Consider the following 25,503-nt stretch of genomic DNA (forward strand, 5'->3'; position numbering starts at 1 on the left):
GACGGTTCAGCCACCGCACCACTTACCGCTGGGCGTCGAAGATCTTGTCGAACCGCTCGCGGGTAGCGTCGAACAGTTCGAGCGCTTTGTTCTCCAGCGCCGAGGCATCGCTGTATCCCATCAGGTAGGCCAACTTGGCCAGCTCGCGGTGGTCGGTGGGAAGCTCGTGGCGTCCGGTGGTATCCATCAGGCGGATGGCCGACTCCACGGTGCGCTGGAAGCGATAGCTGTTGCGGAAGAACTCAGCGTCGTCCGCCGCCAGGTAGCCCGCCTGCTCCAGCGCCGTGAGCGCGGCCAGGGTGCCGGGCACGCGAACCGACGGGTCGGCGCCGCCATGCTTGAGCTGCAACATCTGTACCAGGAACTCGGTGTCGACGGTGCCGCCGCGGCCCCGTTTCAGGTTGCGACTGGTGGCGGTCTCTTCCAGGCGATGCCGCATGGAGCGGATACCCTCGGCGTCTTCCGGCGACCAGGCGGGCGAGAAGGCCGCGTTGTTGACCGCTTCCATCGCATAGGCAGCCGCGCCGGGTGCGCCAAAGATGACCCGCGCTTTGCACAACGCCTGCCGCTCCCACAAGTCGGCCGTGCCGGAGGCAAAGTAGTTAGCAAACGAGTCGATCGGTACGGCCAACGAGCCGCTCTTACCGGTGGGACGCAAGCGGGCATCGACTTCGTACAGCCGGCCGTAAGGTCCGATGCGGCTGGCGCGCGTGATGATCCGCTGCCCCAGCTCGCTGAAGTAATGATTGTTGCTGGTGGTCGTGGCGCTAGTGACCTTGCTGCCGGTGTAGTCGGTGTGGAAGGTCCGCCCCTCGGCCTCGTACAGGAAGACGACATCCAGGTCGCTGTGATAGTTGGGCTCGCTGCCGCCCAGCTTGCCGAGGGCCAGAATCACCAGTTCGCACTTCTCGCCCTCGCGCCCGGCGAACCGCGCGCGGAGCTCGTCGCTGGCCTGTTCGTTGTGTTCGAACGAAGGAATGGTCGGCGTGCCGAACTTGTTGTCGAGCCGCTGTTGTTCGCTGCGGGCGATCTGCGTCAGGCAGACCTCCGCCACGTCGGCCAGCGCGGCGTGGGTCCGCTCGACATCGTCGCGGTGGATGATGTCGCGGACACCGATCCGCAAGTGCTGAGCGTGCTTGAAGCTGTGCAGGATCGGGTCGATGTCCTCGGCGCCGCGCGACAGGTCGGCCAGCGTTGCACCGAGCATCTCCTGCGATGGCAGTCCCTCCACCAGCAGGCTGTCCATCAGCTCGTCGATCATACCGGGATTCGACGTCAGGATGCTCGACAGGTAGGGACATGTCGCGCACAGCGTGACGTACAACTCGAGCGATGGCCGGTTGGTGCGGAACAATTCCCACAGCGCCGCCTTGCCACCCAGCGAATCGCTCACCCGGCTCAGGTTCACCAGCGTGGTGTCGGGTTCGGGCGTGGCGGCGATGGCCTCCAGCAGGCGGGGCGCAATCGATGCCAGGAAGTGCCGGCAGCGGCGGGTGGAGAGAAAACGAATCTTCTCGGTCGCCAGCGCCATCAAGTTGTGGTAAGCGTTCTGAATGTCCTCGAACGGGTACTTGCCCAGCACCTCCCGAATTTCATCGAGCGTCGGCGCGGGATTGTTCACCAGGTCGATCTCCGGCTCCAAGTCGGCGTCGTTGCCAAAGGCGTTGTGCAGCAGATGGTTCAGGATCTTGCGATTCAGTTCCGTCCGCTCGCGATGGTCCTCTTCGAACGCCGCGGTGGCCGACCGCTCGAGCGAAGGAAAGTATCCCATCCGCATCGCCAGCTTTCGCAGTTCGTCGGGATTCTCGGGCAGCGTGTGCGTCTGCAGGTCGTACAGAATCTGCAATCGGTGTTCGAGCTTCCGCAAGGCACAGTAGTTCTCTTCCAGGATGGTCCGCTCCTGGATGCTCAGGCAACCGGCTTTCTCCAGGTGATCGATTGCCTCGAGCGTGTTGCCGGTGCGGACCTCGGGCTGCGAGCCACCGTTGAGGAGTTGCAGGAACTGAATGGCGAACTCAATGTCGCGGATGCCGCCGACGCCGGTCTTCACGTCGAGTTGATGCGTACCTTGCGCGGTGGTGCGTTGTTCGATCTGCCGCTTGAGTGTCTTGATGCCGGTGATGTCGGCCAGGCTCAGGTAACGGGAGTAAATCCACGGCTCCAGTTCGGCCAGCAGCGACGCGCCCAGATCGATGTCACCGGCAATGGGCCGCGCCTTGATCATGGCCTGCCGTTCCCAAGTGCGACCTTTGTTGTCGTAGTAGGCCAGCGCCCGCTCGTAGGTGATCGCAGCCGAGCCGCGAGAACCTTCGGGACGCAGCCGCAGGTCGACGCGGTAGGTGGTGCCGAGCTCGGTTGGTTCGGTGAGCAACTTGACCATATCGCGGGTCAGCCGTTCGAAGAACTCCTGGTTGCTGGTCTGCCGACTGCCGGTGGTCTTGCCGTCGCCTTCGCTGATGAGGATCAGGTCGATGTCGCTGGAGTAGTTCAGTTCCAGTCCGCCCAACTTGCCCATGGCCAGCACGACGAACTTGGCCGGACGCCCCTGATGCATGGGGGTGCCCATCTTCTCTTCCAGCGCGCGGCGGGCGAAACGCAGGGCGGCTTCCACGGCTGCGTCCGCGACGAACGAAATCTGCCGGGCCACCGTGGCGATGGGTTGTTCGCGAACGATGTCGCCATAAGCAATGCGAAGCGTCTCGCGGCGTTTGAAGTTGCGCAGGATGCGCATCGCCTCGGACGGATGCGTGACATGGAGTATCTCGCCCACCAGCTCTTCGACCAACAGCTCGCGGGCCACGGGCTGGCCCTCGGTCATGCGAAGCAGGTCGTAGGCTTCGTTGTCCACGACCAACAAGTCGCTGAGGTATTGGCTAGTGCTAAACAGCGCCAACAGTCGAGGCAGTGCCTGACGATCGCGTTCGAACAGCGCACAGGCGGCAAGAGGATTGCGGGATGCGACGACAAATCGCTCGAGGTTGTTCCACGCCATATCGGCGTCGGCAAGTCGCGGAGCTACCGCGGCAAATTGATCGCAGAGATCGGCCAACAGATCGAGCGTGACGCCCGCCTCGGCCATACGGCGCAGATTCCCATGACCAGTATTGGTCTCCCGAAGCCTGAGCGCCTCGTCTAACCAAGACTTGGCGGCTGCCGGCTCGTCCAGGTATTGCCGCAGAACGTCGATTTTCATTCCAGGTAGTCACCAGAAAGCTGCGACCGCCTGGGTCTACTTCCCGTCAAGTTCCCAATTGTACCTGGCGCCGAGACAAAAGTCACCCGCTCGCGCACCGATTCTGCAATTCGCTGGCTCATGGGAGTCGGTCTCAACAAGTTCGGATCGCGGGATCGATCGACATGGATGTTCCCGCGCGCCAAATACCAAGGTTGCACGCTGCGAAACTAGGGAGATAGCGCGTTTGGGTAGTAAGGTTAAAGCCAACGCTAGAACCTACGGTCCACCACATGTGCCAAAAGTGGTAGCCTGGCTGTCACCATTGGTTAAGTCCCCGACTTCTTCCACGCCACGTCGGGTACCTTTGACAGGTGGTTGGCAGCCCGGGCCAGGACAAACAGCAGATCGCCCAAGCGGTTGAGGTACACCGCCGGCTCGGGTCGCAAGGTCTCGGCCCGCATCAACGTGACCAACACCCGCTCCGCTCGGCGACAGACGCACCGCGACACATGCAACCTGGCCGCCAGTTCGCTGCCGCCGGGCAAGATGAATTGCGTCAGTGGGGGAAGCTGCGAGTCCCAATGATCGATGGCCGACTCGAGCGTTGCGGTGGCCGCGGGGCCCAACAGCTCGGTGCCCTTCTTGGCGGCCTCGGGCGTGGCCAACTCGGCCCCCAGATCGAACAAATGATTCTGGGCGTGCCCCAGTACCTGGCCGATGGGAGCGAAAGCTTCGGGCAGGCGAGCAACCTCGGCCCGCGCCATTCCCAGCGTGGCGTTCAATTCGTCGACGGTGCCAAAAGTGTCAATTCGCAGGTGGTCTTTCCCCACGCGTTGGCCGCCGTACAGCGAGGTTTCTCCCTGGTCGCCTGTTTTTGTGTAGATCTTCATAGTCGTTCGTGCGTAGTTCCAGTTGTTCGCAATGCGTCCATCATACCGCACCACCGCTACAGGCGCAACGCGTCGCGGCCCCCGCTGTGTCCAGTTTCTTTATGGAATGGCCTGTGCGAAACGCGTCTGGGTAGCGGATTGTGGATGCCCGAGGAGACCCAAAGCGCGTTGTCGGTCGTAGTGATTTTGTCGCCCATCAGTTTGGGCGAAATCCTGACCGCTACGGGCGGATTCTCCATTGTGGGGTTGGGGTAACCTAGATTTGAGCAGAGGCCTGCTGCGGGGCAACCGTTTCCACACGGCCTCTGACACTGCTAACTACCGGAACAACTCTCCCATCCCTCCCCATTGGCACTGCCGCCGTTGTGGACATGGCAGGGTCCAGAGCAACCACATCCGTTCGTTTGCGAGTAAATTGCGATGGGATTTTTGAAGAACTTTTTCGACGACGTGTTCGCTGACGAACGCCCGACGGCCATGGCCGCCCCGCCGACCAGCAGCTTCGAGCAGCTGAGCGAAGGGCAGCTTGAAGCGCATCTGCAAGTCGCGCAGTACGGCGATTTCACGCTGACCGATGCGGTACGTCCTTCGTACAACCTGGAGGTAGTCCCTTCGGCCGGCTATCGGCACGATGTCTACCGCGACGAAGAGAACCGCGCCGATGTGCCGGTGTTGATGGCCGCCGCTTCGAAGGAGCGCCTGCTGGACATCTTCATGGAACTGATCGAGCAACTCGGCGAGACCGTCGACGTGGTGCTCGAGACCAGCCACGGACATCGCGCCGGCCACCATACCGATCTGTACCGCGAGCAGATCGACATGCCGATCCTGCAGAGCATTCTGTGGGACTTCGAAGATCTGCTGGCCAACGACGGCTGTACCGGCATTGCCGTGTTGAATCCGTCGGTGCCGCAAGAGGTGCAGCTCGATGAACACAAGCTGCTGATCGCTTACGGTGCGAGCCTGCAGACGTACGAGGAGATTCTGGACGACCACCAGATTCCCTGCCGCGAGCAGATGCGATTCATCACCGAGGCCGAACACGTCCACTCCAGCAACGAGCGGTTCGTCGATCAGTTCGAAGAACTGAAGATGCGGTTGGGCATGGACGGCGAGTAGCTGACCATCGCGAAGCACTCGCGCCATCGTTTAATCAGAATCCAATAGCCGACGAGGCCTATCTCGTCGGCTATTTTTTTTGTGGTAAGAATCGTGCGCGGCGGAACTATTCGACACGCTCCAGCACCTGCCAGGTGCAGGCGTGCTGGTTTTTTGCGTCGGCCGGGTACTCGGTTTGTTCTGCGATGCGCCACTGGTCCGTAGCGAGTTTCGCAAACCGCGTGTCGCCCTCGGGCGTGGCGTGCACCACCGTGCGGTAGATTCGCCCGGCCTGGGGTAACGCCAGGCGGTAAATCTCTGCCCCGCCGACGACGAACAGTTCGTCCTGCTGCATGTCGGTTTGCTGCGCAAGGGCCGTGGCTTCGTCGAGCGAGTGAGCCACCCGCACCTCGGCGTGCTGGGGATCGTAGTCCGACTGCGTGGTGAGCACGATGGTCACCCGCCCTGGCAGCGGCCGACCAATCGACTCGTACGTCTTACGGCCCATCACCATCGCGTGATGCATGGTCAGCTTCTTGAACCGCTGCAGGTCGCCCGACATCCGCCATGGCAAGTCGCCGGCGTTGCCAATCACGTCGTTCTCGGCCACGGCCACCACCAGCGACAGCAACATGGCCCGGCTGGCGCCAGGTTCGGATTGCGTAGAAGGATGATCGTTCAACGTCGGTACGTTCCTTACACCGCCACCGGCGCCGAAATATGGGGATGAGGATCGTAGTCGCTAAGCTTGAAATGCTCGTAGCGGAAGTCGAATAGCGAGTCGACCGCTGGGTCGAGCGTCATGGTGGGTAGCGATCGTGGCTCGCGGGCCAATTGCTTCCTGGCCTGCTCCAGGTGGTTGTCGTACAGATGCGCGTCGCCCAGCGTGTGGACGAACTCGCCGGGCTCGAGGCCGGTAACCTGGGCCACCATCATCAACAGCAGTGCATAGGAAGCAATGTTGAACGGCACGCCCAGGAACACGTCGGCGCTGCGCTGATACAACTGGCACGACAGCCGGCCTTCGGCCACGTAGAACTGGAACAACAAGTGGCACGGCGGCAGCGCCATCTGGCCGATGTCGGCCGGGTTCCACGCGGTGACGATCAGCCGCCGCGAGTCGGGGTTGGTCTTGATCTGCTCGAGCACGTCGGTCAGTTGGTCGATCACCCGCCCGTCGGCCGCCTGCCAGCTACGCCACTGCTTGCCATACACGGGCCCCAGCTCACCCGACTCGTCGGCCCACTCGTTCCAGATCGACACGCCGTTGTCGTTCAGGTACTTGATGTTGGTATCGCCAGCGATGAACCACAACAGCTCATGAATGATCGACCGCGTGTGCAGCTTCTTGGTTGTGACCAGCGGAAACCCATCAGCCAGGTCGAACCGCATCTGATGCCCAAACACACTCCGGGTGCCCGTGCCGGTGCGATCCGACTTCGTCGTGCCGGTGGAGAGAACGCGTTGGAGAAGCTCTAAGTACTGACGCATAACGAGAGGAGGATTAGCTTTTGAGGTTAAATCTGATTCGAATGGATCGTGTCATTCCGAAGGAGGCTCGCCGACTGAGGAATCTATGTGGCCCTTCGTTGAGCGTCCCACAAGGGCGGTGAACTTGTGCGATTCAAACTAGATCCTTCAGTCGCTTAGGCTCTCCCCTCAGGATGACACAAAGTTCGCTGGCCCCTGGGTAGTTCGTCATTGGGTATTTCGTCATTCGTCATTTCCCAGCCATCAGTTCTTCTACCAGCTTGGCCAATAGTTGCGGGTCGTCTTGCTCGCGGAGGTGGTCGATACGGGATTGGGGGATTTCGAGTTTCTCCAAGGCCGCGACGATGTACTTCCACTGCTTCTCGCGGGCTTTGCCCTCGGCCAGGTACAGTTCGGTGACCAGTTCGCTGAGTCGCTGTAACGAGACCGCCTCGCGGTTGTCGTAGTAGCGTTTGATGATGTTTTGCTGATATTTGGAGTATTCTTTAGCCATGCTGCACGCCTGGTGGTACGAAGGTCTGGTGAGTCAGGTGGTCGATTCTAGCGGCCACTGGCGTGGAAGCCCAGACGAGGCTCTACCGGGGGGAAATAGGTAAATTCTGCCGGGCGACAGCAATGTGGATATCGGTAACCCGCTGCGATCCATTTGCCAATCGCGATCAGGCCTCATTAGAATGATCAGTCTGGCGGTTCGCATGCGTTCCCCGACTTCCGATCCTCTGACCCCCGACCCGTGCTGTGAAACAAGTCATTGCGATCGTCAAACCTTTCCTGGTCGAAACGATACTCGATAACCTCCGCCGGGCCCCGCTCGAGGCGGTTGAGGTCCGCGAGGTGAAGGGATTTGGCAAGCAGAAGAGCTACCTCGACCAGTACACCGACAGCGAGTACAGCCAGGCGTTTCTGCCGAAGGTCGAAATCGTCTTGTGGGTCGACGACTCTCGCACCGAAGAAGTGATCCGCCGCGTGGTGGAGGTAGCACGCACCGGCCGGATGGGCGACGGCAAAATCCTGGTGCTCCCCGCGGTAAGTTACGAGCGGGTGATCGACATGAGCAAACTCAACGAGACGGTGGGGCCGTGAAAGTCGGGTGGCTGATCGATGCAGAGATGTTTCCCAACTACTGCAACGACTTGGAGACTGCCATCGAGCAGCAAGGGCATACGGCTCATTTGGTGGATGCACCGAAACCTCCCTATCGCTGGGATGACGTCCAAGACTCCTACCGCCACGAGTTTCCCGCTGGAAGCTGTGTCGTGGCGCATGGCGACATCGAACTGATCACGCGCATCGGCCGCGACGAACATTGGACGCCCGGCGTATTTGCCACGGTCGAAAACTACCACTGCACGAGCTACTTCCCCCACTTCGGCCAGTACCTTCTCAACAGCGACTACACGATGTTGCCCTTTGGCGAACTGTTGAGGCAGCAGGATTTTCTATTCAACTCGTTCGGCAACAGCGGTCAGGTATTTGTGCGTCCCGATTCGCCGCTCAAACTGTTCGCTGGTCAGCTTGCCAAGCGCGACAACTTTGCGGCCGATGTCGAGTTTATGGGGTTCTATGAGTTTCCGCTAAGTTCGTTGGTTGTGGTCAGCTCCCCGAAATCGATTGCCTACGAATGGCGATTCGTCGTGGCCGACCGACGTGTGGTGGCGGGTTGCCAGTACGTGGCCGGAAACGAGCATGTCTTCTCGGCCGAGTACCCGAGCGCCGCTCGCGAACTGGCAGATGAGGTGGCCGCCAACGAATTCCAACCTGATCCGGTGTGGATCATCGACATCTGCCAAACCACCGAGGGCGACTATCGACTGCTGGAAATTGGTGGATTCAGTTTCGCCAATCTCTATGCGTGCAACATGACCGACGTGGTATCGGCCGTTTCCCAGACGGCAAGACGCGTTTGGGAAGAGCAACAATCGGCCAGCGTTAAAGACGAGGCGTAGCTCCTCGGCTATTGGCAACTTGCAGCGGCAACGTACTGCAAAGCACTACTCGGTCTTTCGCACGCGGTCGTACAGCATTCGCACGAACTCTTCCAGCAGTGGGCCATCGGTGCTTTCGAGCACCACGCGGGCCTGGTGAACGACCTCGCGTTTGCGATTCATGGCCTCGGCCGCCCGGATGGTGCCCTGTTCGTTCAATTCGCCGCCGTGGCCGAAGCGGCTGTGCAGTTCGGCGAAGTCGGCCGCCGACCAACCTTCGAACAGCCAGGCGTGGCTTTCGATCACTTGGCTGACGATCGGATTCGTGGCCTCGTCGAAGCCGGCCGCGGCGATCGAGCCGGCGTCGACAAACAACTCTTCCACGGCCACGCCAAGGCCCTCGGCCAGCTGCCGCAAAGTGCGGGCGTGGGTGTTCTTTTCGGCCCGGGCGATGGCCCGCACCGTCCGCTGGTCGAGCCCCGAGGCCTCGACCACTTCGTCGTACGTCAATGAGTACAGAGCCATCAGCCGCCGCAGATTGTGCGCCACCACGCGAGCAGTCGCTGGATGGGACGGGGCAACGGGCGCGGCGGCGGACATCGGCAAAATCCCGGGGTGCATAGGGCTCGGCGGGGAATGTGTTCATATTTACACTACCCTGCTGAGCACGTCAACCAGATAAGCCAGAATTGCACGTTCCGCCGTAGATTGCCACCTTGTCCACTTTCGCTGGAACCGATGAACCGGCCGAGCGCGTACCCGCAAAAATGCTAACCTTCGGTAGCGCGGCCCACCAACCAGGCGACCATTCCTGGGGAACCGGGGGACGCTGTGATTCGTCGAAAGACAGGGGGCTTCAGTATCGACAGCGCGCGCCGCGTTGGCTGCTGCCGAGCAGTTGGTCGAACCCGCGACCGCAGATCCATACAATGAACACGGGATAAGTAGTCCCAGAATATCAACGAGTGGCGGACATAGCATGTTTACTCTACGTGTGCGGCTGGTGGTATTGGCGGCGGTGTTATTGGGGGGTGCCAACGCGGGGGCACAAAGCACCGACCCGCGGGTTCCACCGGAACTACAGCCCTGGCAGGATTGGGCCACCTGGGGCGACCGCCACGCCGATTGTCCTTCGCCCTACAACAATGCCGGTCAGCACATTTGCTTCTGGCCATCGAGGCTAACGCTCGAGGCAGGCGCCGACCAAGGCACCTGGAACTTGAACGTCCGTGTGTTCGAAGAAAGCTGGGTACCTCTGCCCGGCGATGCCAACATCTGGCCACTCACGGTAATGGCCAACGGCAACGAGGTGGTGGTGGTGACTCGCGAAGGCCGGCCGCATGTCCACCTGGCCGCCGGCACACACGAACTGGAGGGAACGTTTCGCTGGGATGCGATGCCGCAGAAAGTGCACCTGCCCCAACAGGTGGGCCTGGTGGCGCTCGTGGTGGAAGGACAAGAGGTTGCCGTACCGAACTGGGACGCCAGCGGCGACTTGTGGCTCCGGCGCACGCAGCAGCAAGAAGAAGAGAAGCAACAACTGACCCGACGTGTGTACCGCGTGCTGAACGATGGCGTACCGCTGTGGCTGGACACCGAAGTGGTGCTGGGGGTGTCGGGTAAGAGCCGCGAAGAAACGCTCGGCGCGCTGCTGCCCGAGGGATGGCAACTGGCCACGCTCGATAGCCCCATTCCGGTGGCGGTCGACAATCGCGGTGTCCTCACGGCGCAATTGCGGGCCGGCGAGTGGACCATCAAGGCCCGCGCGTTTCGCACGCACGACTTCCAGACGTTCGGTTACGCCGAAGGCGCCGAGCCCATGGTTGCCGAAGAGCTGATTGGCTATCGCGCGAATCCTCGGTTCCGCATCGCCGAGATCGAGGGCGTCAATGCCGTGGACGCCAGCCAGACAACTTTTCCCAAGGCGTGGCGCAATCTGCCCGTCTACCGCTGGAACACCGACTCGAGCTTTCAACTGGTCGAGCGGCAGCGCGGCATGGGCGACGGAGCCCCAGCGGGACTGACCATCGCTCGCGAGTTGTGGCTCGACCAGGACGGCCAGGCCGGTACGTATTGCGACCAGGTACGTAGCAACGCCTTTCAGGAGTGGCGACTCGACGCGGCCGATGGGCAGAACCTGGGCGCGGTGCGAGCCGATGGCCAGTCGCAACTCATTACCGCGAATCCCACCACGGGGGCTCATGGCGTTGAGCTCCGCGATCGTCAACTCAATCTCGAAGCCGTGGGCCGCACCGACCAGATCGGCAACCTGCCGGCCACGGGCTGGCAAGCCGATGCCGAGAACTTGAGTCTAACGCTCAATCTGCCTCCAGGTTGGCGTGTGCTGGCGCTGTTTGGCGCCGATAGCGTGGAGGGCGACTGGCTGACGGCCTGGTCGCTGCTCGATTTGTTCCTGCTGCTGGTGTTCGCCATCGCCATTACCCGCATGTGGAACTGGCGGGCGGGTCTGCTGGCGCTGTTGGCTTTTGGGCTGGCGTACCACGAGCCCGGCGCGCCACGCTTGACGTGGTTGTTCCTGCTCGCGCCGCTGGCATTGCTGCAGGTGGTGAAAGAGGGCCCGATGCAAAAGCTGCTGGTCGCCTGGAAGTACCTGGCGTTGGTGCTGCTGGCGTTGTTCTTGATCCCGTTCCTCGCCAGTCAGGTGCAGAGCGCACTCTACCCGCAGTTGGAACCACATGGCATTACCTACGGAGAGCGTACTCTATTGCCCAGGGCAATGAATTATGCGGCCAGGGAAGCGGCCCGCGACGCGAATCTGTACGAAACACCCCTCGAATCGGCGCCCACCGACGAATCGCCCCAATCGGGCAAGGGCGCCCGTTTTAGCAGCCAGTCAAGTCTGTACAACAAGCAAGTGGCCGAGTCGTCGAAACTCCAAAAACAGTACGTGGGCAACATGGCCCTCAGTCCCCAGGCGGTGGTTCAGACCGGACCGGCCAAGCCAACGTGGAGCTGGAATAGTGTGTACTGCTACTGGAATGGTCCGGTCGACCAAACGCAGCGGGTGCGTCCGGTGTTGATCCCGCCCTATGTGCATCGCTTGCTGACCGTTGTTCGCTTGATCCTGTTATTGCTGCTGGCGGCCGTGCTGTTGGGCAGGCAACTGCCCAGGCCCTCGGGCCGCGCCACCGCGGCAGCGCTGATGCTATTGGCACTGCTGACGCCAGTGACGGCCCAAGCGCAGATTCCCGATCAGCAGACGCTGGAAACGCTACGCAATCGGCTGCTGGAACCAAGCGACGCATTTCCCAATGCTGCCGAGATTCCCACTGCCACGCTCGACGTCAGCGAAGGACGTTTGAAGCTGTCGGCCCAGGTTCACGCCGCGGCCAACGTGGCAGTACCGCTACCGGGCCAGTTGCCCAGTTGGTCGCCGTTGTCGGTGACGATCGATGGCGAAGCGCAGACCGCGGTTCGCCGGCAAGATGGCTACCTGTGGGTGAGCCTGACCGAGGGAGTTCACCAGGTGGAGGTCGAAGGGCTGCTGCCCGATGCTTCGGACTGGCAATGGACCTTCTTGCTGAAGCCACGCCGCGTGGAGATCAACGCCCCGGACTGGACCGTCACTGGCGTAAAGCCCAATGGCGTGCCCGAGGATCAGGTGTTCTTCGCCCCCAAGCAAGAGCGAGCGCCGGGCGAGGCGGCCTACGATCAGCGGCACTTCAACGTGGCCGTGGTGGTCGATCGTCAACTCGAGATTGGCCTGGTCTGGAAAGTGCACAACACGGTGCGACGCCTGTCCGAACCGGGCAAGGCCGTGGCGCTGCGGATCCCGCTGCTGCCCGGCGAGCAAGTGCAAACCACCTCGGCCAACGTGGAAGAGGGTTACATCAACGTGCGTCTGAGCGCCGGACAAGACGAGTATCGCTGGGAGAGCGAATTGCCCATCACACCGCAGCTCGAACTCACGGCGGCCGACACCGACCAGTGGGTCGATCAGTGGCGGTTGATGCTCTCGCCTGTCTGGGACGCCACGTTCGCAGGATTGCCGCCGGTGTTCGAAGAGGGAACCGAGAAGCTCGAACCCGTGTGGCATCCCTGGCCGGGCGAGCAAGCCACGCTGTCGTTCAGCCGCCCCGAGCCGATCGAAGGCGACACGGTGACCATCCACGAAGTGCAACACAACACCTCGCTGGGCGCCCGATTGCGAACCGTGACCCTTCAGATGGAGATCGAGCGAAGCCTGGCGGGCGATTTCATGATCGAGATCCCCACCGACGCGGACGTGACCACCGTGAAGTTGGACGGACGGGAGATTCCGGTCCGCCGCGACGACGGAAAATTGGTGGTACCGACCAGTCCGGGCCGACAGAAAATCGAAGTGGCGTGGAAGCTGTCCGCGCCGCTGCCGATGGTCGCCTCGCCCGATGCGGTGACGCTGCCGTCCGAATCGGCCAACGTAACCAGTATCATGCAGCCGTCGGCCGACCGTTGGCTGCTTTGGACCGCCGGCCCGCTGCGCGGCCCCGCGGTGCGGTTCTGGACCATCATCGTTGTGGCCGTGATGGCTGGTGTGGCGCTGGGTTGGCTGCCTCACTCGCCGCTGCGTTCGTGGGAGTGGGTGCTGTTGGGCATCGGACTTACCCAGGTGAACGTGGCTCCGGCCCTATTGGTAGTCGCCTGGCTGTTGGTGTTCTCCTGGCGCGGACGGATGGACCCCCATTCGATGCACATCGGCACCTTCAACCTGCTGCAGTGCCTGCTGGTGCTGCTGACGCTGGCCGCCCTGTTGGTGCTGTTGGTGGTGGTGCACGAAGGCCTGCTGGGCGATCCCGAGATGTTCGTCGTCGGTAACGGATCGTCGCCAACGTACCTCAATTGGTTCCAGCCCCGCAGCGGAGTCGACCTGCCACAACCGACAATGGTAAGCGTGTCGGTGTGGTGGTACCGCGGACTGATGCTGCTCTGGGCGCTGTGGCTGGCCAGTTCGCTGGTCCGCTGGCTGAAACAAGCCTGGCAGCAGTTCACCCACGAAACCGCCTGGCGTGAGCACAGCAAGGTGAAGCTGGAACCGGACGTCGACTGAGCTCCGCGCACACGATCGACCGCGAGGACCTGCGGGTCGCAACTAACGTCGCGCCATCACGGTGGCGCTGTGTCTCTGCATGCGCGAAAGGAGTGCACCCCTTGCCGAACCGCGCGCCACGTCGCAAGCTAGAAGGGTCGAAAACACCGCCCACTGGAATTTGCCACTATGCAGGACGACGAACAACCCAAGGACACGCCAACCTGCCAGCGCGTCTGCCCCGTCTGCGGCGGCCAGCTCATCGAGATCCGCGCCAAGCTCCAATGCGCCAGGTGCCACACGATTTTGGAAACCTGCTGCGAAGGGGGACGGGGATGATCGTGCGACTCTCGGCAAAGCTGGCCACGAAGATCAAAGCCAGCAAACTGGCGGAGTCGCCGCTCGATGAGAACCTGTACGCCGATTGGTCGGCCAGTTTGTTTACCGCCGCTCGCACGCAGTATATCCTGCTGACCAACACGCCGTCGCTCTATTCATGCGTGCTCTACGGGCGGGGGATTACCGACGACAACCGCTTGATAGGTCGCGCGTTGGATGCCATCCGCGAGTTCATGGAAGACGATGGTCAGCAGTTCGTCTATCAGCGATTCATTGCCCCCTCTGCAGCTACCGTCAAGTTCGCCAAGGCTCTGAATCGCTCGGTAACCGGATCGATGACCGACCAAGTCAAATTCGCCAAGATTCTATTGGAAGAAGACGAACAACCGCCGAGCGAGATCGGCCACGTCCTCAACGAGACCCCTATGTCGGCCCTCATCGGCGGGGATGGCAAAAAATACGGCTACCCAAAGGAAGTATTCAAGAGATTGCTGGATGGGGTGGGGCAATAGGGATTGCCTTGGGGCCAGCGCGGACGCGTTAATCGCGCGCACCTACCACTCCGGATGAACCTGATTCCCAAGCAGAGCGCGGGATCACAATGGGTAACTACTCCCCTGCCCCACTCGACTCTTCCACTTTCAACACCGCCGCGTACCAGGCGTCGGGCGTCTGGGCTACCAGGCGGATCTCGCCGGGCTGATTGACGCTGCCGGTCCACTCTTCGTCGGCGGTCAGCGTACCCCGCCGCTCGTAGGCGAACATCTGGTTGGCTTCACCGAGCAACCTCTTGGCCTGATGCTGGTCGATACCTGGCGGGCGGGTCGGCATCTGGGCGCCGGCCGGGCGGAAGTGGACGTGCAGCCTGGTGGCTGCTTCCGGGCGTTCGACCTTCCACTGCCAACCATCGTCGGTCTTCGCGAGTTTCGCGTTCAGTTCGCGCGGCAGGCGGATACGGGTGGCCGGGTCGCCCATAAGCGCGTACATGCGCAGTTGGTCGCGGCGGAGCTTGTCGGTGTCGATCGGCTGTTCGAGGCTTCCTTCCAGGTCCTTGAGCAAGGTCTCGAGCATGAAGTCACGGATCTTGTAGCCGATGAGCTGTGACTCGAGCCATAGATCCCCCAGTCGTTCGTGCTGCGAGGCGACCGTCTGCTGCAGGCCGCACGCCGTGAGGGTGTTGGGCAGCGGGTGCGACTCGGTGGTGGCCCCCACCGCGGCCACCGGTCCGCCGGGCGCCAGGACCATGCTCTCCGACACGCAACGCTGCGGCGCGGTGAACTTGCCCGACAGGCAGGTGAACAACACCAGCGGGCACGTCGGACCGCCCTGCTGCAGCGACTCGGCCTGCTGGCGCACATCGTAGTAGGTGGCGCGATTGTCATCGAGCACCGACAACCAGGAGTACTCGGTTCCATGAGCGCCAACAGTGGCCAGCAGCCCGCCCCGCGCGAGCCACTGATGGAAAGTGTGTGGCTGGTCCGCGGCCCAACCGCAAAATGCTGAATCGGGATCGCCACTGATCATCGAGAACTCGCTCCATCCCGGCAAACGGCTGCCAATCTGGCTCACCACCAGCCCGGTCGCCATGCGATTGAACATGGGCGTCGCCATGGGGTGTCCCACCCAGGTGGGAAATCGCAAGTCGTCGGTGGTCCACGGCCGCTCTTCATAGGCGATGATCTTGCGAGTCATCACGTCGAGTTCCGCGAGCGTGCGGGCCGGCAATCGGCCCACTGGCACCTCGGGCATGCCGTCGCCGTTCCGGTCGCCCCACATCGAGTCGGAATAGAACTCATCGGGCTGCCGCGACACCCAGCGATAGAGCGAACAGACACGGGCGTCGACCTGCCAAACGGGGTCGGGCCGTTCCCCTTCGCCCGCTACGTCGCCCACGAGCAGTAGATAGTCGGGCGTGGGATACTTCTCGAGCGCCGCCTGCGGCTGCCCCACGAAGACTTCGACTTTCAGCCCGTCCTTCCTTCGATGCTCGGCGAGCGTCTTCACACCAGGGGCCAATTCGGCAGTGGTAACGGCCAACCACAGCTTGGCTTGGGCAGTGGTCGCCGTGGCGGCCGCAATCAACACCGCGGCTATCCACAACGCGACGTGGTGTTCTTTTGGCAAGCGGAGGGTCATCTTGTCTTTTCCCCTATGAATATCCCGATGGGTATACAGTAGCGGCTTCGCCCGCCGCCCGCCCCCTCAGGTAAAGCTGGTAGCCTTTTTTTGCAGTGTTTCTCTGAATCCGCAGCCTCTGACCGGTATTCGACGCCAAATAGGGCTTATTTATCGGGACAAAGTTATCGATTGTGAGAATCTCAGAAAAGCTACTAATCTTGCTAGCAAGTTGCCTGGGCCAGTGACTACAATCATACGCGGTTTGCGGTTACGATGACTAACCGACTTCCGACCCCGCTTTGCTTGCATCTTGCTCCTACAAAAGTACTGAGATCATGAAGAAATTGGTTGCGACATCCGTTGGTTTGCTTTGCTCGCTCGTTTTGTCTTCCAGCGTCTCTGCGTCGCTCTTTGTAGCGGACCTTGTCGACGGAAGTGGCAGCCTGCCGATTCCTGGCAACCAAGCTTGGACCGGGCAATTGGGGGACGACTTCAATACGACCTCCACGATCAAGATCACCAGCATTGGCGTCTTCGACGACGATGGCGATGGCACCAGCGGCGATTTGGTTTGGCAGTTGTTCAACGTGGAGACGGGTGCCCTGGTTCACCAGGAGACGGTGGCCGCCACTGGCAGCCGCACACCGGGCTCGACCATCGAAGACAACTACATCTTCCAGACACTGGCCACGCCACTCGTACTGGCCGCGGGTCAGACCTACAGCGCCGTGGCTTATGGCTTCGATAGCATCGACAAGAACTTCAACACGAACTTCGACCTGGCCGGCTTGGACGTTGTGTTTTCAACCGAAGGTCTGGTCGCTGCCGGCGGCCGGTACTCCGCCAGCCCTTCGGCTTCGTTGCCGACCATCGGCGCCGGCAACTCGGCCAGCACACAAGACTACAACTTCGGAGCGGCAACTTTCGAGTACGCCGTTGTGCCCGAAGCTTCCAGCTTGATTGTCTGGTCGTGCATCCTGCTAACGGGCGTTGGCCTGGCCTGGTACCGAGGTTCTCTGCAAGCACCTGTTGCCAATAGCTAGGTGCGACAGATTGCTGGGGCGCGCGGGTGAACTACAGTCGGCCCCCGCTACGCCTCCTCTGCCCAATACTCCACCACCACTTGCCCGTCGAGTTGCGGATAGAACAGGTCGCGCGCGGACGCCAGTAGCCGGCGCGTCGCGGGGGTGGCAGATTGGCATTTGGCTTCCAGCGGCATCAGCAGCCAGCGGCCTTCGGGCCAGCGGACCTCCATGACCTTGCCGCAATCTTCGAACAGTTGATACACCCGAGCGCGGGTCACCCCCAGGTGCTCGGCTTGTTGCTTGACACTCACCGTGGCGCCTTCGAGCCCCAATCGCTCGCGGGCCAGCAGGGCCACTTGTTCGCCCAGGTCGACTTCTAATTGATCGATCAGTGTTTGCACCAGTTGCCGGCGGACCTCGGCCAGCGTGGGTGGCTTGTCGGCCACCAGCGTAAGGTTCAACCACCGCGTTACCGGAGGCAGGAACCGGGGCACCAGGTCGATGTCGAGGCTTTCGCTGCGGGCCGACGTGGAGACCGCTTCATGCACCGTGGCGAACACCTCGAGGATGGCATGCACCCGCTTTTCGCCATGCGTCCGCAGGCGACGAATCTGCGCCAAGCTGCGCTCGGCGTACTCGCCCAGCGGGGTATGCCAGATCACCGTGGGTAGGGTCTGCAACGTGGGGGCCAGCCGACCCAACGTGTGGCTGGTAAAGCCCTGCTGCCGCACCGTGTCGCACCAGGTACTCCACAGCGATTCGGACACCTTGGTGGGATCGAACCCCGGCGACTCCGAAGCCAGTTCCGCAGGCGTGACTTCCTCCAAACCAAACGGCTCGTCGGGCGATTGCGCGGCGGCCGCGCGGCGCAGCAGTTCGAAGAAGCCTTCGATCTTCTTCTGCCCAACGCCGGGTGTCTTGAGCAATTGATCGAACGACTTGCCGAGCAGCGACCGCAGATCGCGATCGAGGAACGCAATGGGCAGCCTGCGGTCGCTCGGCAATACCCAGTAAGAAAGCTGCTTATCCAGGCGCCCATCGTCGGGCGCATCCAGCAACCGTCGGCGAAGCCGTTCGTAGGTACCTAGTTGCCGGTAAACATTGGTAGAGGCGGCTTTCCTAGCCATAATGGTACGATTCTCGCTACAAGCGCTTGGTGGCGATGGGTCCACATCGACAAGTCCTTTCGCCACTACCAAAGTGGAGTTCGGCCAGAACACAGCGACAGGGGGGCCGATAGTCACTTCGCCAGCTCGCCACCACGTGTGTCCCCGAACGGCACCAGGCCGATCCCATCCAGAACCCAATAGAAGCCGTCATCAATGACACGCGGGGCAGCTAGAGTTACATGTCTCTCGTTGGCGACATTGTCGCGCCGCATGGCCAAAAGTCAAGCAGTTTCTCGGCAATCCACTGCTTGAGCAAGTGCTTGGCATCGATTGCGTTGGCAAAAACAACGCATCTTACCCAAGCTAAGACGGCGAACCTCGCTCCGCCGACGAACAGCCCGTCGTGAGGTGCATGAGTCGAGCGGATGAGCGTCCGGCGCGTACGATGGAAAACGCGGCTGGCAATTGTTGCGCCTGCTCTGGACAGGAAGCACCGTTTCCGGCGACAGTGGAAGTGAACTCGAGCCGTCCCTCCCTACGACCTGCGCGTGAAAACTCCATCTGCCATCTTGCTCTTCACCCTGGCGTTGCTGTGCGGCGGTGTCGCCCGTGGCGATTCGACCGACCAGCGCTACATGGGCTATTTGCGCGAGCAGCAAATGTACCGCCTGGCGGAACTCTACGCCCGACAGCGGCTGACATCTGGCGACCTGGATCCCCGCGGCGAGGTGGAGCTGGCCATCGAGCACTCGCTGGTCGAGTTGGCCCGAGCATACGATGTGCCCTCGATCGAGCGGCAGGAGCACTGGCAAGCGGCGCATCAGGCCATCGCTCCCTGGATCGAAACGAAGCAACCCTACAGCCTGCTGGCCGAGCTGCAGGACGCACTCAACCTGCTGGCCGAGACGGAGCTGACGCAACTCGAATCGCTGGGTCGAAGCGACCCGGCAGAGATCGAGCAGTTGCAGACCCGGCTGCGGCAAGCCATCGCTCTGCTGAAAAGTGCCGCGGACGACGTGGAGCAGCGCCGCCGCGAGCAGGCCCTGGGGCAGTCGCGAACCACCGCCGAGTTCTCCGCCACCGAACTGGCTGGGCTGGAGCGGAGCATCGCCATCGAACTCGCCCGCGCGTACCGCCTGCAGGGGCTGACCTATCCACCGGCTTCGGCCGACCGGGTAAACGCCTTGCAGCAAGCGGCCGAATCGCTCACCCGCCTGGCGGCCGCCACGCCGGCCGACGACCTGGTTTGGCGGGCCCGATTGGCGCTGGCTCGGGCGCTGGCCGAACTCAATCAAACGGAACAAGGTCTCGTGCAACTCGCCAGTTGGCGTGCCGAGCAGGTGCCTGCAGAGTATGACGACCAATTGCTAGCCGCCGAAGCGCGACTGTTGCAGGCGGCCGGTCGCACCGACCAGGCCCTGGCGAAGCTGGCCGCGACGCCACCGGGCAAGTCGGCCGCGGTGGACCTGATGCACCTGGAACTGCTGCTGTCGCAGAATCAGCGCGACTCGCAAGCCATCGAAGCGCAGTTGGCCGTGGTGCGCGGAAATCACGCGCCGCGTTACGTCCGTCAGGCCGAGGCGATGGTGGGCGAGCAGTTTGCCGCCTCGGGCGACCAGACCACCGCCGGAGGCAAGGTGTTGGCCGCCGAGCATTTTTACCGCGCGGGCAACTACTCCGCGGCCGTGGCGGCGTACGATCAGGCGGCCGAGTTGTATCGCCAGCAAAAGGACCGCCCGCGGGCATTCGCCGCGGAACGCTCGGCCGCGGCCGTGATGCAACGGCAGCGCGTTTACGACCAGGCAGCCACACGTTTCCGCCGACTGGCTTTGGCCTCAATCGATCGCGACGACTCGGCCATCGATCACCGCGAAGCCATTCTGTCGCTGGCCGAGATGGCCCGCCGCTCTACCGGCGAGGCGGCCGACCAGGCGATGGCCGAATACCTGGAACTTTGCCGCGAGCATCTGCGACACTGGCCCATGGGACAAACGGCGGCCGAAGTCCGCTGGTGGCTGGCCAGTGCGCTGGCTGCGCGCGGGCAGTGGCAGGCCACCTTGGCGGTGCTGAGTGAAGTCGACACCACCTCGCCCTACTACGAAGAGGCCATCGCGCTGCTGGCCACCACGTACCGCGAGCGCATCGCCGAGCTCGACGACAATAGTCAACGTCTGCAACTGGTGGGCGAAGCGCGAACCAAGCTGCAGCCAGCCATCGTCGGTCAGGGCGCCACGGCCCGCTGGCCCGCCAAGTGGAGCGAATCGCAACGTACCACGGCGCTGGAGCTGGCCCGCATCATGCTCGACGCGGGCGACGCCAGTTACGCTCAGAACTTGCTCTCCAAGGCCCTGAACGATCCACCACCGCCGCCCCCCGAGTACGTGAACCGCGCTGCGCCGGTGCTGGCCATGGCCCTGGTGGCTGGTGGCAAGACGGCCGAGGCGATGGACCAGCTGCGGGGCACCGCGCAAGGGGGTGGCTCGGGCGCATCGCTCGAGGCCCTGGCCGACCGCCTGACGACGCAGCTCACCGAGTACGCCCGCAGCCCGACACCCCGCCGCAACGAACGGGCAGCGCTCGGCCAGTTGCTGTTGGAAGTAGTGAAGTCCGCGGGCGAGGGAACCTCGACCTGGAAACTGCCGGCCGACCGTTATCGCGCCGCGGCGCTGGCGGCCGTGGCCAACCAGGCGGAGGCCCGCCAGCTGTACGAATCGCTCACGGGGCAGCTACCCAAGAACGGCGACATCCAGGAAGAGTACGCCGAGCTATTGGCTGCTAGCGATACGGCCAACGACCGCGAAGCAGCGCTCGCGCGGTACGCACTGATCGAATCCGCTACGCGCCGCGGCACCGACCGTTGGCACCGCGCCCGCCAGGCACGCATCCAGCTCCTTACCCAACTCGGGCGCCGCGCCGAGGCGGAGAAGCTCGAGAAGCTGACGCGGTTGTTGGGTGGGCGGAAATAGTCGCGGATCGACCTGCGTGCCGTTCCGAAGCTATCCAGTGTTGCGGCTACGCCGCTACGCTGGGGAACATTTCAGGATGACACACGCCGGCCAAATCCTCGCCGATCCGCGGCGAATTCTCTGCTTTCCTTGCCGCGAATTCCCGCCCCTGCCCATGACCTACGTGCCGCTGTTAAACTGCTGGTCATGGACGAGTCGCCCACCACTACCGAATCGAAACTCGCCGGCGAACGGATTGCGCTCGCTGGGCGGCTGGCTAGTATGTCGCGCACGGAGGCCGTCAAAGTGGTAGCCGCGCATGGTGGGGTACTGCAGCAGAAGGCCGACGAGTCGACCACGCTGGTCGTCAAGGGCGACGAGGTGCCGATGGCTGGTGTCACCGCCGATCTGCCCGCCGTGGTGCAGCAGGCGCTCGCCAGTGGGTTGGTCACGCTGGTCGACGAGACGCAGCTCTGGCGGCGGGTGGGGCTGGTCGACGAAGAGGTAGGCGTGAGCCGCCTGTATACGCCGGCGCTGCTGGGCGAAATGGTCAAGGTCGACTCCCGCACGATCCATCGCTGGCATCGCCGCGGCTACTTGCAGCCGGCATGCGAGGTTCGCAAGCTGCCGTACTTCGACTTTGCCGAGGTCCGCGTGGCCCGCCGCCTGGCCGAACTGGTGCACGCTGGCGTGTCGCTGGTGAGTATCGATCGCCAGATGGCGCAACTCACCAGGCTGGCTCCCGACGTGGAACGCCCGCTGGCCGATCTGTCGATCGTGGTCGAAGGAGGCAAGATCTTTCTGCGACGTGGCGCGGAACTCACCGAGCCCAGCGGCCAACTGCTGATCGACTTCGACGCACCTGCCGAAGTGGTGCCGGTGCCCGAGGTGGCCAATCCCGGCATGGCCGACGCTCCGCCCACGGCCGACGAACTGCGCGACGCGGCCATGGAACTGGCCGACAGCGGCGAGCCGGCCGACGCGCTCGAGGTCTACCGCGGAGTGCTCCTCTCCGGCGAAGCGGACGCCGAGGACCAGTTCCTGGTGGCCGACCTGCTGTACCAACTGGGCGACCTGGCCGCAGCCCGCGAGCGATACTTCATGGCCATCGAGCTGGACGACGAATACGATGAAGCCCGCGTGAACCTGGGCTGCGTGCTGCTAGAGTTGGGCGAGGTGAAGAACGCCACGGCCGCCTTCCGCGGCGCACTGGCCGCCAACCCGCAGCTGGCCGACGCCCACTACCACCTGGCCACGACGCTGGAGCGTCTGGGCCACACGGACGACGCCCGCGAGCACTGGCAATTGTTCCTGCATCTGGCGCCAGAGAGCCCGTGGGCGGAAGAGGCGCACGAGCGGTTGGGGGATTAGAGTTCGACGCGGATCGGCGACTGATTCTACCACCCAGGGCGGAAGTATCCCACGAGCGGCTCGAACACTAGCGCCGGCGGCGGATTCTCATGAAGACCATCGCGGCGAGCATCCACAGCGAGCAGGGTTCTGGAACTCGGCGAGTTTCAAAACCCAAGATGTCGGCCTCGACGAACAGCCTCGGTTCGGCGGGCGGAAGGAACGAGCCCGCCTGCCCCAAACGCAGTACGGCGGTGTCGAAGTCGCCGAGGTCTAGCGTTAGCGGTAGTTCTGCCGTTGAGAAGGCGGTAGCCGTTGGATCTTCGAGAATCGCCACGACGACTAAATCAAACCCCAACAGCATTTCGGGAATCTCGGCGCCAACTCGGTAGCTGTCCTCGGACGAACCCTCACGCACCACAATGAGTCCCTCGATAGGACTGTTGGGGATGACGGACGAATGGAACGGCCCGATGTTCGCTTCGACTTCTTGCACCGCATAGCGCGCCGTCGTGTCGCCAATCGAGCCACCAGGAGTGAGGTTGGGCGTGAGCGAATCGAACACGTACCGCAACGTAAACAGATCGCCGAGATCAATCTCGTCGTAAGGCGAACCAGCCGCTTCGGTCGCCGTGTCGACAAAGGTGACTTCGCCCTGGAAAGTTGCCTCGATAATCTCTGCCTGCGTCGTTGCAAGGAACGCAGTGTTGACAACAAGGCCCATCAACAGACGGAAAAGAGAACCGTTCGACATGCTGACTCCTCCACCAGCAGGTGGTTCAGACGTTCGAAGCAAGTTCGCCGATTATACCGCGGGCCGCAGAAGTTCGCTACTTGATGGAAGGAGGGAATTCTTCGCGGATTGAAGCGGATGGTCGCGGATCGTTAGGAAGCCCATTACGGCACAACAGATCCACGCCTTCCATTCTGATTGGGGGCCAGTTTGTGTTATTCTATAGTCGACGATGGTGCAATTTCGATTTCGCGGTGTGGCGGGTTCATGAGCGACCAGGCGGAGAACGTGACAACGGAGGCCAAGCCTGATCGGCAGCCGCGACTGTGGACTTCGGTGAAGATACTGAGTTTCGGCTGGGGGTTCTTCACGGTTCTGTTTGTCATCCCTTGGTTTGGGCCGCTATCACTCCTCGTGCTTGTGCCGTGGGGAATCACGCTATTATTCATCGTGGTGTGGCACTACGCGATGCGTTTTGTCTACCACAAATCGGAACGAGGACCTGGCAGCATCGGCACGACCGTGTGGCTCGCCCCCGCGGTGCTTATTTCGATCGTGATCCTTGCGGTACCCGCGTGGGATTCATTGCCACGAAATCGCTTCGAGCAACTTGTTGTCTCCCCGATACCTCCGACGGTGCAGAATATTCGTGTCGGCGGCCAGTGGGCTCTCTTGTGTGAATACACGGTGTTGTACTTCGAGATTGCGCCGGAAGATTTCCCTAAGTTGCTCGCGCCGCATGAATACCAGAAGGGCTCGCCAGGGAGACTCGATGACCTCGCTGAAAAGTACCTGGATATTCATTTACGCGATCTCGAACCATTCGACGTCTTTGAGGTAGACCTCACCACGGAGCAGAAGGAGTCGTGTGGCACGTTTTGCACGCAGGCCATCATTGCCAACAAAGAAAGAACCAAAGTGTTATTCTTCTATATGTACGAGGGGTGAGAAGAAATTCGTCGCGGATTGGCGCGGATTTAAGCAGATTTACGCGGAGGGAAGTCCGATGCCTGAAAAAGTCGTTTGCACCAATCCCGGTTGTTCGAACATGATCTTGCCTTCTACGGCAGAGCGGACGGGGGGGCCTTGCATGCCATGCTACCAGAAGGCAAAAGCGGCGGAGCGTGAGGCGTTTATTCGAGACAATCGGAAAGATGTGAATGTGTTCGACGGGGTAAACGACCCGGTAGAAATCATCAAGCTCATTCACAGTGATCGACCACGCGATCCGCTGATCAATTACATTCCTTATCCAACTCCTGCCGACCAAGTCTATCTCAGTTTAAGCGATGCGGAGCAAGTTCGTCTGGCAGAATATGCAGAGACACTCCTCGGAACCGATCGCCAAGACGAAGGCGAAGCGATATGCGGCTCGCTTGCCTCGTTTACACACGCTAATCTGGAACGTTGCTTGAGAAAACTCGTGGAAAGGAAAAACTTCTGGCCCAGCTTTGTATTCCGCACCGCATCCGCAGAATTACGTGACGAGTTATTTGCTCACGTTGAAACCGACGATGAGAATCGCTTGGTAATTCTAATGGCGCTAGCATGGATTGGCGATTCGGAGGTGATGCGTGAATTCACCTTTTGGCGGGATAATCCACCCGGTTGGTTGATACCTGGTTCGTGGAAGCTAGAGGACATTCCGAAGTTTGCTGGATGGGAACTGACGCACAGCGGTGATCGACGCGACCTGTACTTTTCCACATGCTTAGCATTGCGCGCGGGACCATCAACCGATTTGCAGGAATTCCGAGCTGTCGCTCCCCGTGACGATAAGTGTCCCTGGGGGTCCCACACTCTGACAAACCTGCTTGAACTGAACCTTGGACATATATCGGAACTCCGAAGTTTGGCTGTCGGGCACATTCAAGTCTGTACATGTGAAGAATGCACTGCGTTTGCGACGGTCTACGGTGATTACAATGAATCAGGTTTGGCTCGATGGTCGGAATCAAACCGCAAGCCAGACTCATACACTCCCGACGAATCGGATAGCTGGAGCCGTATGCCGACGAATAGCCTACAGATTGCAGCAGAGCGTTCGGTGTTCCATGCAGCCGACTGGACATTGCCGACCACCTACTCTCAGCTAGGTGGCCATCCGACCTGGGTTCAACATGCGGAGTACCCCACGTGCCCAAATTGCTCGCAAACGATGATGTTCCTGGCCCAAATTGACCACGCCGAAATCGAAGATCTCAGTGAAGGAACTTACTACACGTTCATTTGCACCACCTGTCCCATGACGGCCACCAATTACCAGCAAACGTAGACAT

19 protein-coding genes are annotated in these 25,503 nt (G+C 61.7%); 10 read left to right on the forward strand and 9 right to left on the reverse strand.

The annotated features are described in order from the left end of the window. Positions 1-22: 22 nt before the first annotated feature. Positions 23-3,193, reverse strand: coding sequence for a bifunctional [glutamate--ammonia ligase]-adenylyl-L-tyrosine phosphorylase/[glutamate--ammonia-ligase] adenylyltransferase (gene glnE, locus NG895_RS17550; RefSeq protein WP_252853819.1), 3,171 nt, complete (start codon positions 3,191-3,193; stop codon positions 23-25). Positions 3,194-3,501: 308 nt separating this feature from the next. Beyond that, complete coding sequence (locus tag NG895_RS17555; protein ID WP_252853820.1) at positions 3,502-4,065, reverse strand: cob(I)yrinic acid a,c-diamide adenosyltransferase; 564 nt, start codon at positions 4,063-4,065, stop codon at positions 3,502-3,504. Between the two features lie 420 nt (positions 4,066-4,485). Between NG895_RS17555 and NG895_RS17560 the strand changes: the two genes are divergently transcribed. Beyond that, positions 4,486-5,184: a hypothetical protein gene (locus tag NG895_RS17560; protein WP_252853821.1), complete on the forward strand. Its 699-nt coding sequence runs from the start codon at positions 4,486-4,488 to the stop codon at positions 5,182-5,184. A 106-nt stretch (positions 5,185-5,290) separates the two neighbouring features. Here the strand turns inward: NG895_RS17560 and NG895_RS17565 are convergent, their stop codons facing one another. The 3 genes from NG895_RS17565 to NG895_RS17575 form a co-directional block, all read right to left on the reverse strand. Next, complete coding sequence (locus NG895_RS17565) at positions 5,291-5,845, reverse strand: dihydrofolate reductase (RefSeq protein WP_252853822.1); 555 nt, start codon at positions 5,843-5,845, stop codon at positions 5,291-5,293. Positions 5,846-5,859: 14 nt separating this feature from the next. Next, a complete protein-coding gene (locus tag NG895_RS17570) occupies positions 5,860-6,654 on the reverse strand; it encodes a thymidylate synthase (RefSeq protein ID WP_252853823.1) in 795 nt (264 codons plus the stop codon). Positions 6,655-6,883: 229 nt separating this feature from the next. Beyond that, on the reverse strand, positions 6,884-7,147 hold the full coding sequence (locus NG895_RS17575) for a hypothetical protein (protein ID WP_252853824.1): 264 nt from the start codon (positions 7,145-7,147) through the stop codon (positions 6,884-6,886). A gap of 245 nt (positions 7,148-7,392) precedes the next feature. On the opposite strand from NG895_RS17575, the gene NG895_RS17580 reads away from it, so the two are divergent. Both NG895_RS17580 and NG895_RS17585 read left to right on the forward strand, forming a co-directional pair. After that, a complete protein-coding gene (locus tag NG895_RS17580) occupies positions 7,393-7,737 on the forward strand; it encodes a P-II family nitrogen regulator (protein ID WP_252853825.1) in 345 nt (114 codons plus the stop codon). Continuing rightward, the gene (locus NG895_RS17585) at positions 7,734-8,600 is read left to right on the forward strand and encodes an ATP-grasp domain-containing protein (RefSeq protein WP_252853826.1); all 867 of its coding nucleotides are present in this window, start codon (positions 7,734-7,736) and stop codon (positions 8,598-8,600) included. Before NG895_RS17580 ends, NG895_RS17585 begins: the two co-directional genes overlap by 4 nt. A 45-nt stretch (positions 8,601-8,645) precedes the next feature. Here NG895_RS17585 and NG895_RS17590 read toward each other — a convergent pair whose 3' ends face one another. After that, positions 8,646-9,179: a helix-turn-helix domain-containing protein gene (locus NG895_RS17590; protein WP_252853827.1), complete on the reverse strand. Its 534-nt coding sequence runs from the start codon at positions 9,177-9,179 to the stop codon at positions 8,646-8,648. A 379-nt stretch (positions 9,180-9,558) separates the two neighbouring features. Between NG895_RS17590 and NG895_RS17595 the strand changes: the two genes are divergently transcribed. Then, a complete protein-coding gene (locus tag NG895_RS17595; protein WP_252853828.1) occupies positions 9,559-13,626 on the forward strand; it encodes a hypothetical protein in 4,068 nt (1,355 codons plus the stop codon). A gap of 314 nt (positions 13,627-13,940) precedes the next feature. Continuing rightward, a complete protein-coding gene (locus tag NG895_RS17600) occupies positions 13,941-14,456 on the forward strand; it encodes a DUF6933 domain-containing protein (protein WP_252853829.1) in 516 nt (171 codons plus the stop codon). A gap of 97 nt (positions 14,457-14,553) precedes the next feature. Here the strand turns inward: NG895_RS17600 and NG895_RS17605 are convergent, their stop codons facing one another. Beyond that, positions 14,554-16,080 carry a C25 family cysteine peptidase gene (locus NG895_RS17605; protein ID WP_252853830.1) on the reverse strand — a complete coding sequence of 509 codons (1,527 nt, stop codon included), beginning with the start codon at positions 16,078-16,080 and terminating at the stop codon, positions 14,554-14,556. A gap of 317 nt (positions 16,081-16,397) precedes the next feature. On the opposite strand from NG895_RS17605, the gene NG895_RS17610 reads away from it, so the two are divergent. Then, positions 16,398-17,105 (forward strand): hypothetical protein, encoded by a 708-nt coding sequence (locus NG895_RS17610; protein ID WP_252853831.1) that lies wholly within the window; start codon positions 16,398-16,400, stop codon positions 17,103-17,105. A gap of 47 nt (positions 17,106-17,152) precedes the next feature. Here NG895_RS17610 and NG895_RS17615 read toward each other — a convergent pair whose 3' ends face one another. Beyond that, positions 17,153-18,214: a hypothetical protein gene (locus tag NG895_RS17615; protein ID WP_252853832.1), complete on the reverse strand. Its 1,062-nt coding sequence runs from the start codon at positions 18,212-18,214 to the stop codon at positions 17,153-17,155. A 530-nt stretch (positions 18,215-18,744) separates the two neighbouring features. On the opposite strand from NG895_RS17615, the gene NG895_RS17620 reads away from it, so the two are divergent. Next, entirely contained in the window at positions 18,745-21,162 is a 2,418-nt protein-coding gene (locus NG895_RS17620; protein WP_252853833.1) for a hypothetical protein, read from the forward strand. Positions 21,163-21,348: 186 nt separating this feature from the next. Next, a complete protein-coding gene (locus NG895_RS17625) occupies positions 21,349-22,512 on the forward strand; it encodes a tetratricopeptide repeat protein (protein ID WP_252853834.1) in 1,164 nt (387 codons plus the stop codon). A gap of 67 nt (positions 22,513-22,579) precedes the next feature. Here NG895_RS17625 and NG895_RS17630 read toward each other — a convergent pair whose 3' ends face one another. Beyond that, complete coding sequence (locus NG895_RS17630) at positions 22,580-23,245, reverse strand: hypothetical protein (protein ID WP_252853835.1); 666 nt, start codon at positions 23,243-23,245, stop codon at positions 22,580-22,582. A 189-nt stretch (positions 23,246-23,434) separates the two neighbouring features. Between NG895_RS17630 and NG895_RS17635 the strand changes: the two genes are divergently transcribed. After that, positions 23,435-24,172: a hypothetical protein gene (locus NG895_RS17635; protein WP_252853836.1), complete on the forward strand. Its 738-nt coding sequence runs from the start codon at positions 23,435-23,437 to the stop codon at positions 24,170-24,172. A 58-nt stretch (positions 24,173-24,230) separates the two neighbouring features. Beyond that, positions 24,231-25,499 carry a DUF1963 domain-containing protein gene (locus NG895_RS17640; RefSeq protein ID WP_252853837.1) on the forward strand — a complete coding sequence of 423 codons (1,269 nt, stop codon included), beginning with the start codon at positions 24,231-24,233 and terminating at the stop codon, positions 25,497-25,499. The last annotated feature ends 4 nt before the right edge of the window (positions 25,500-25,503 follow it).

The organism is Aeoliella straminimaris, assembly GCF_024054565.1.
Lineage (GTDB): Bacteria > Planctomycetota > Planctomycetia > Pirellulales > Lacipirellulaceae > Aeoliella > Aeoliella straminimaris.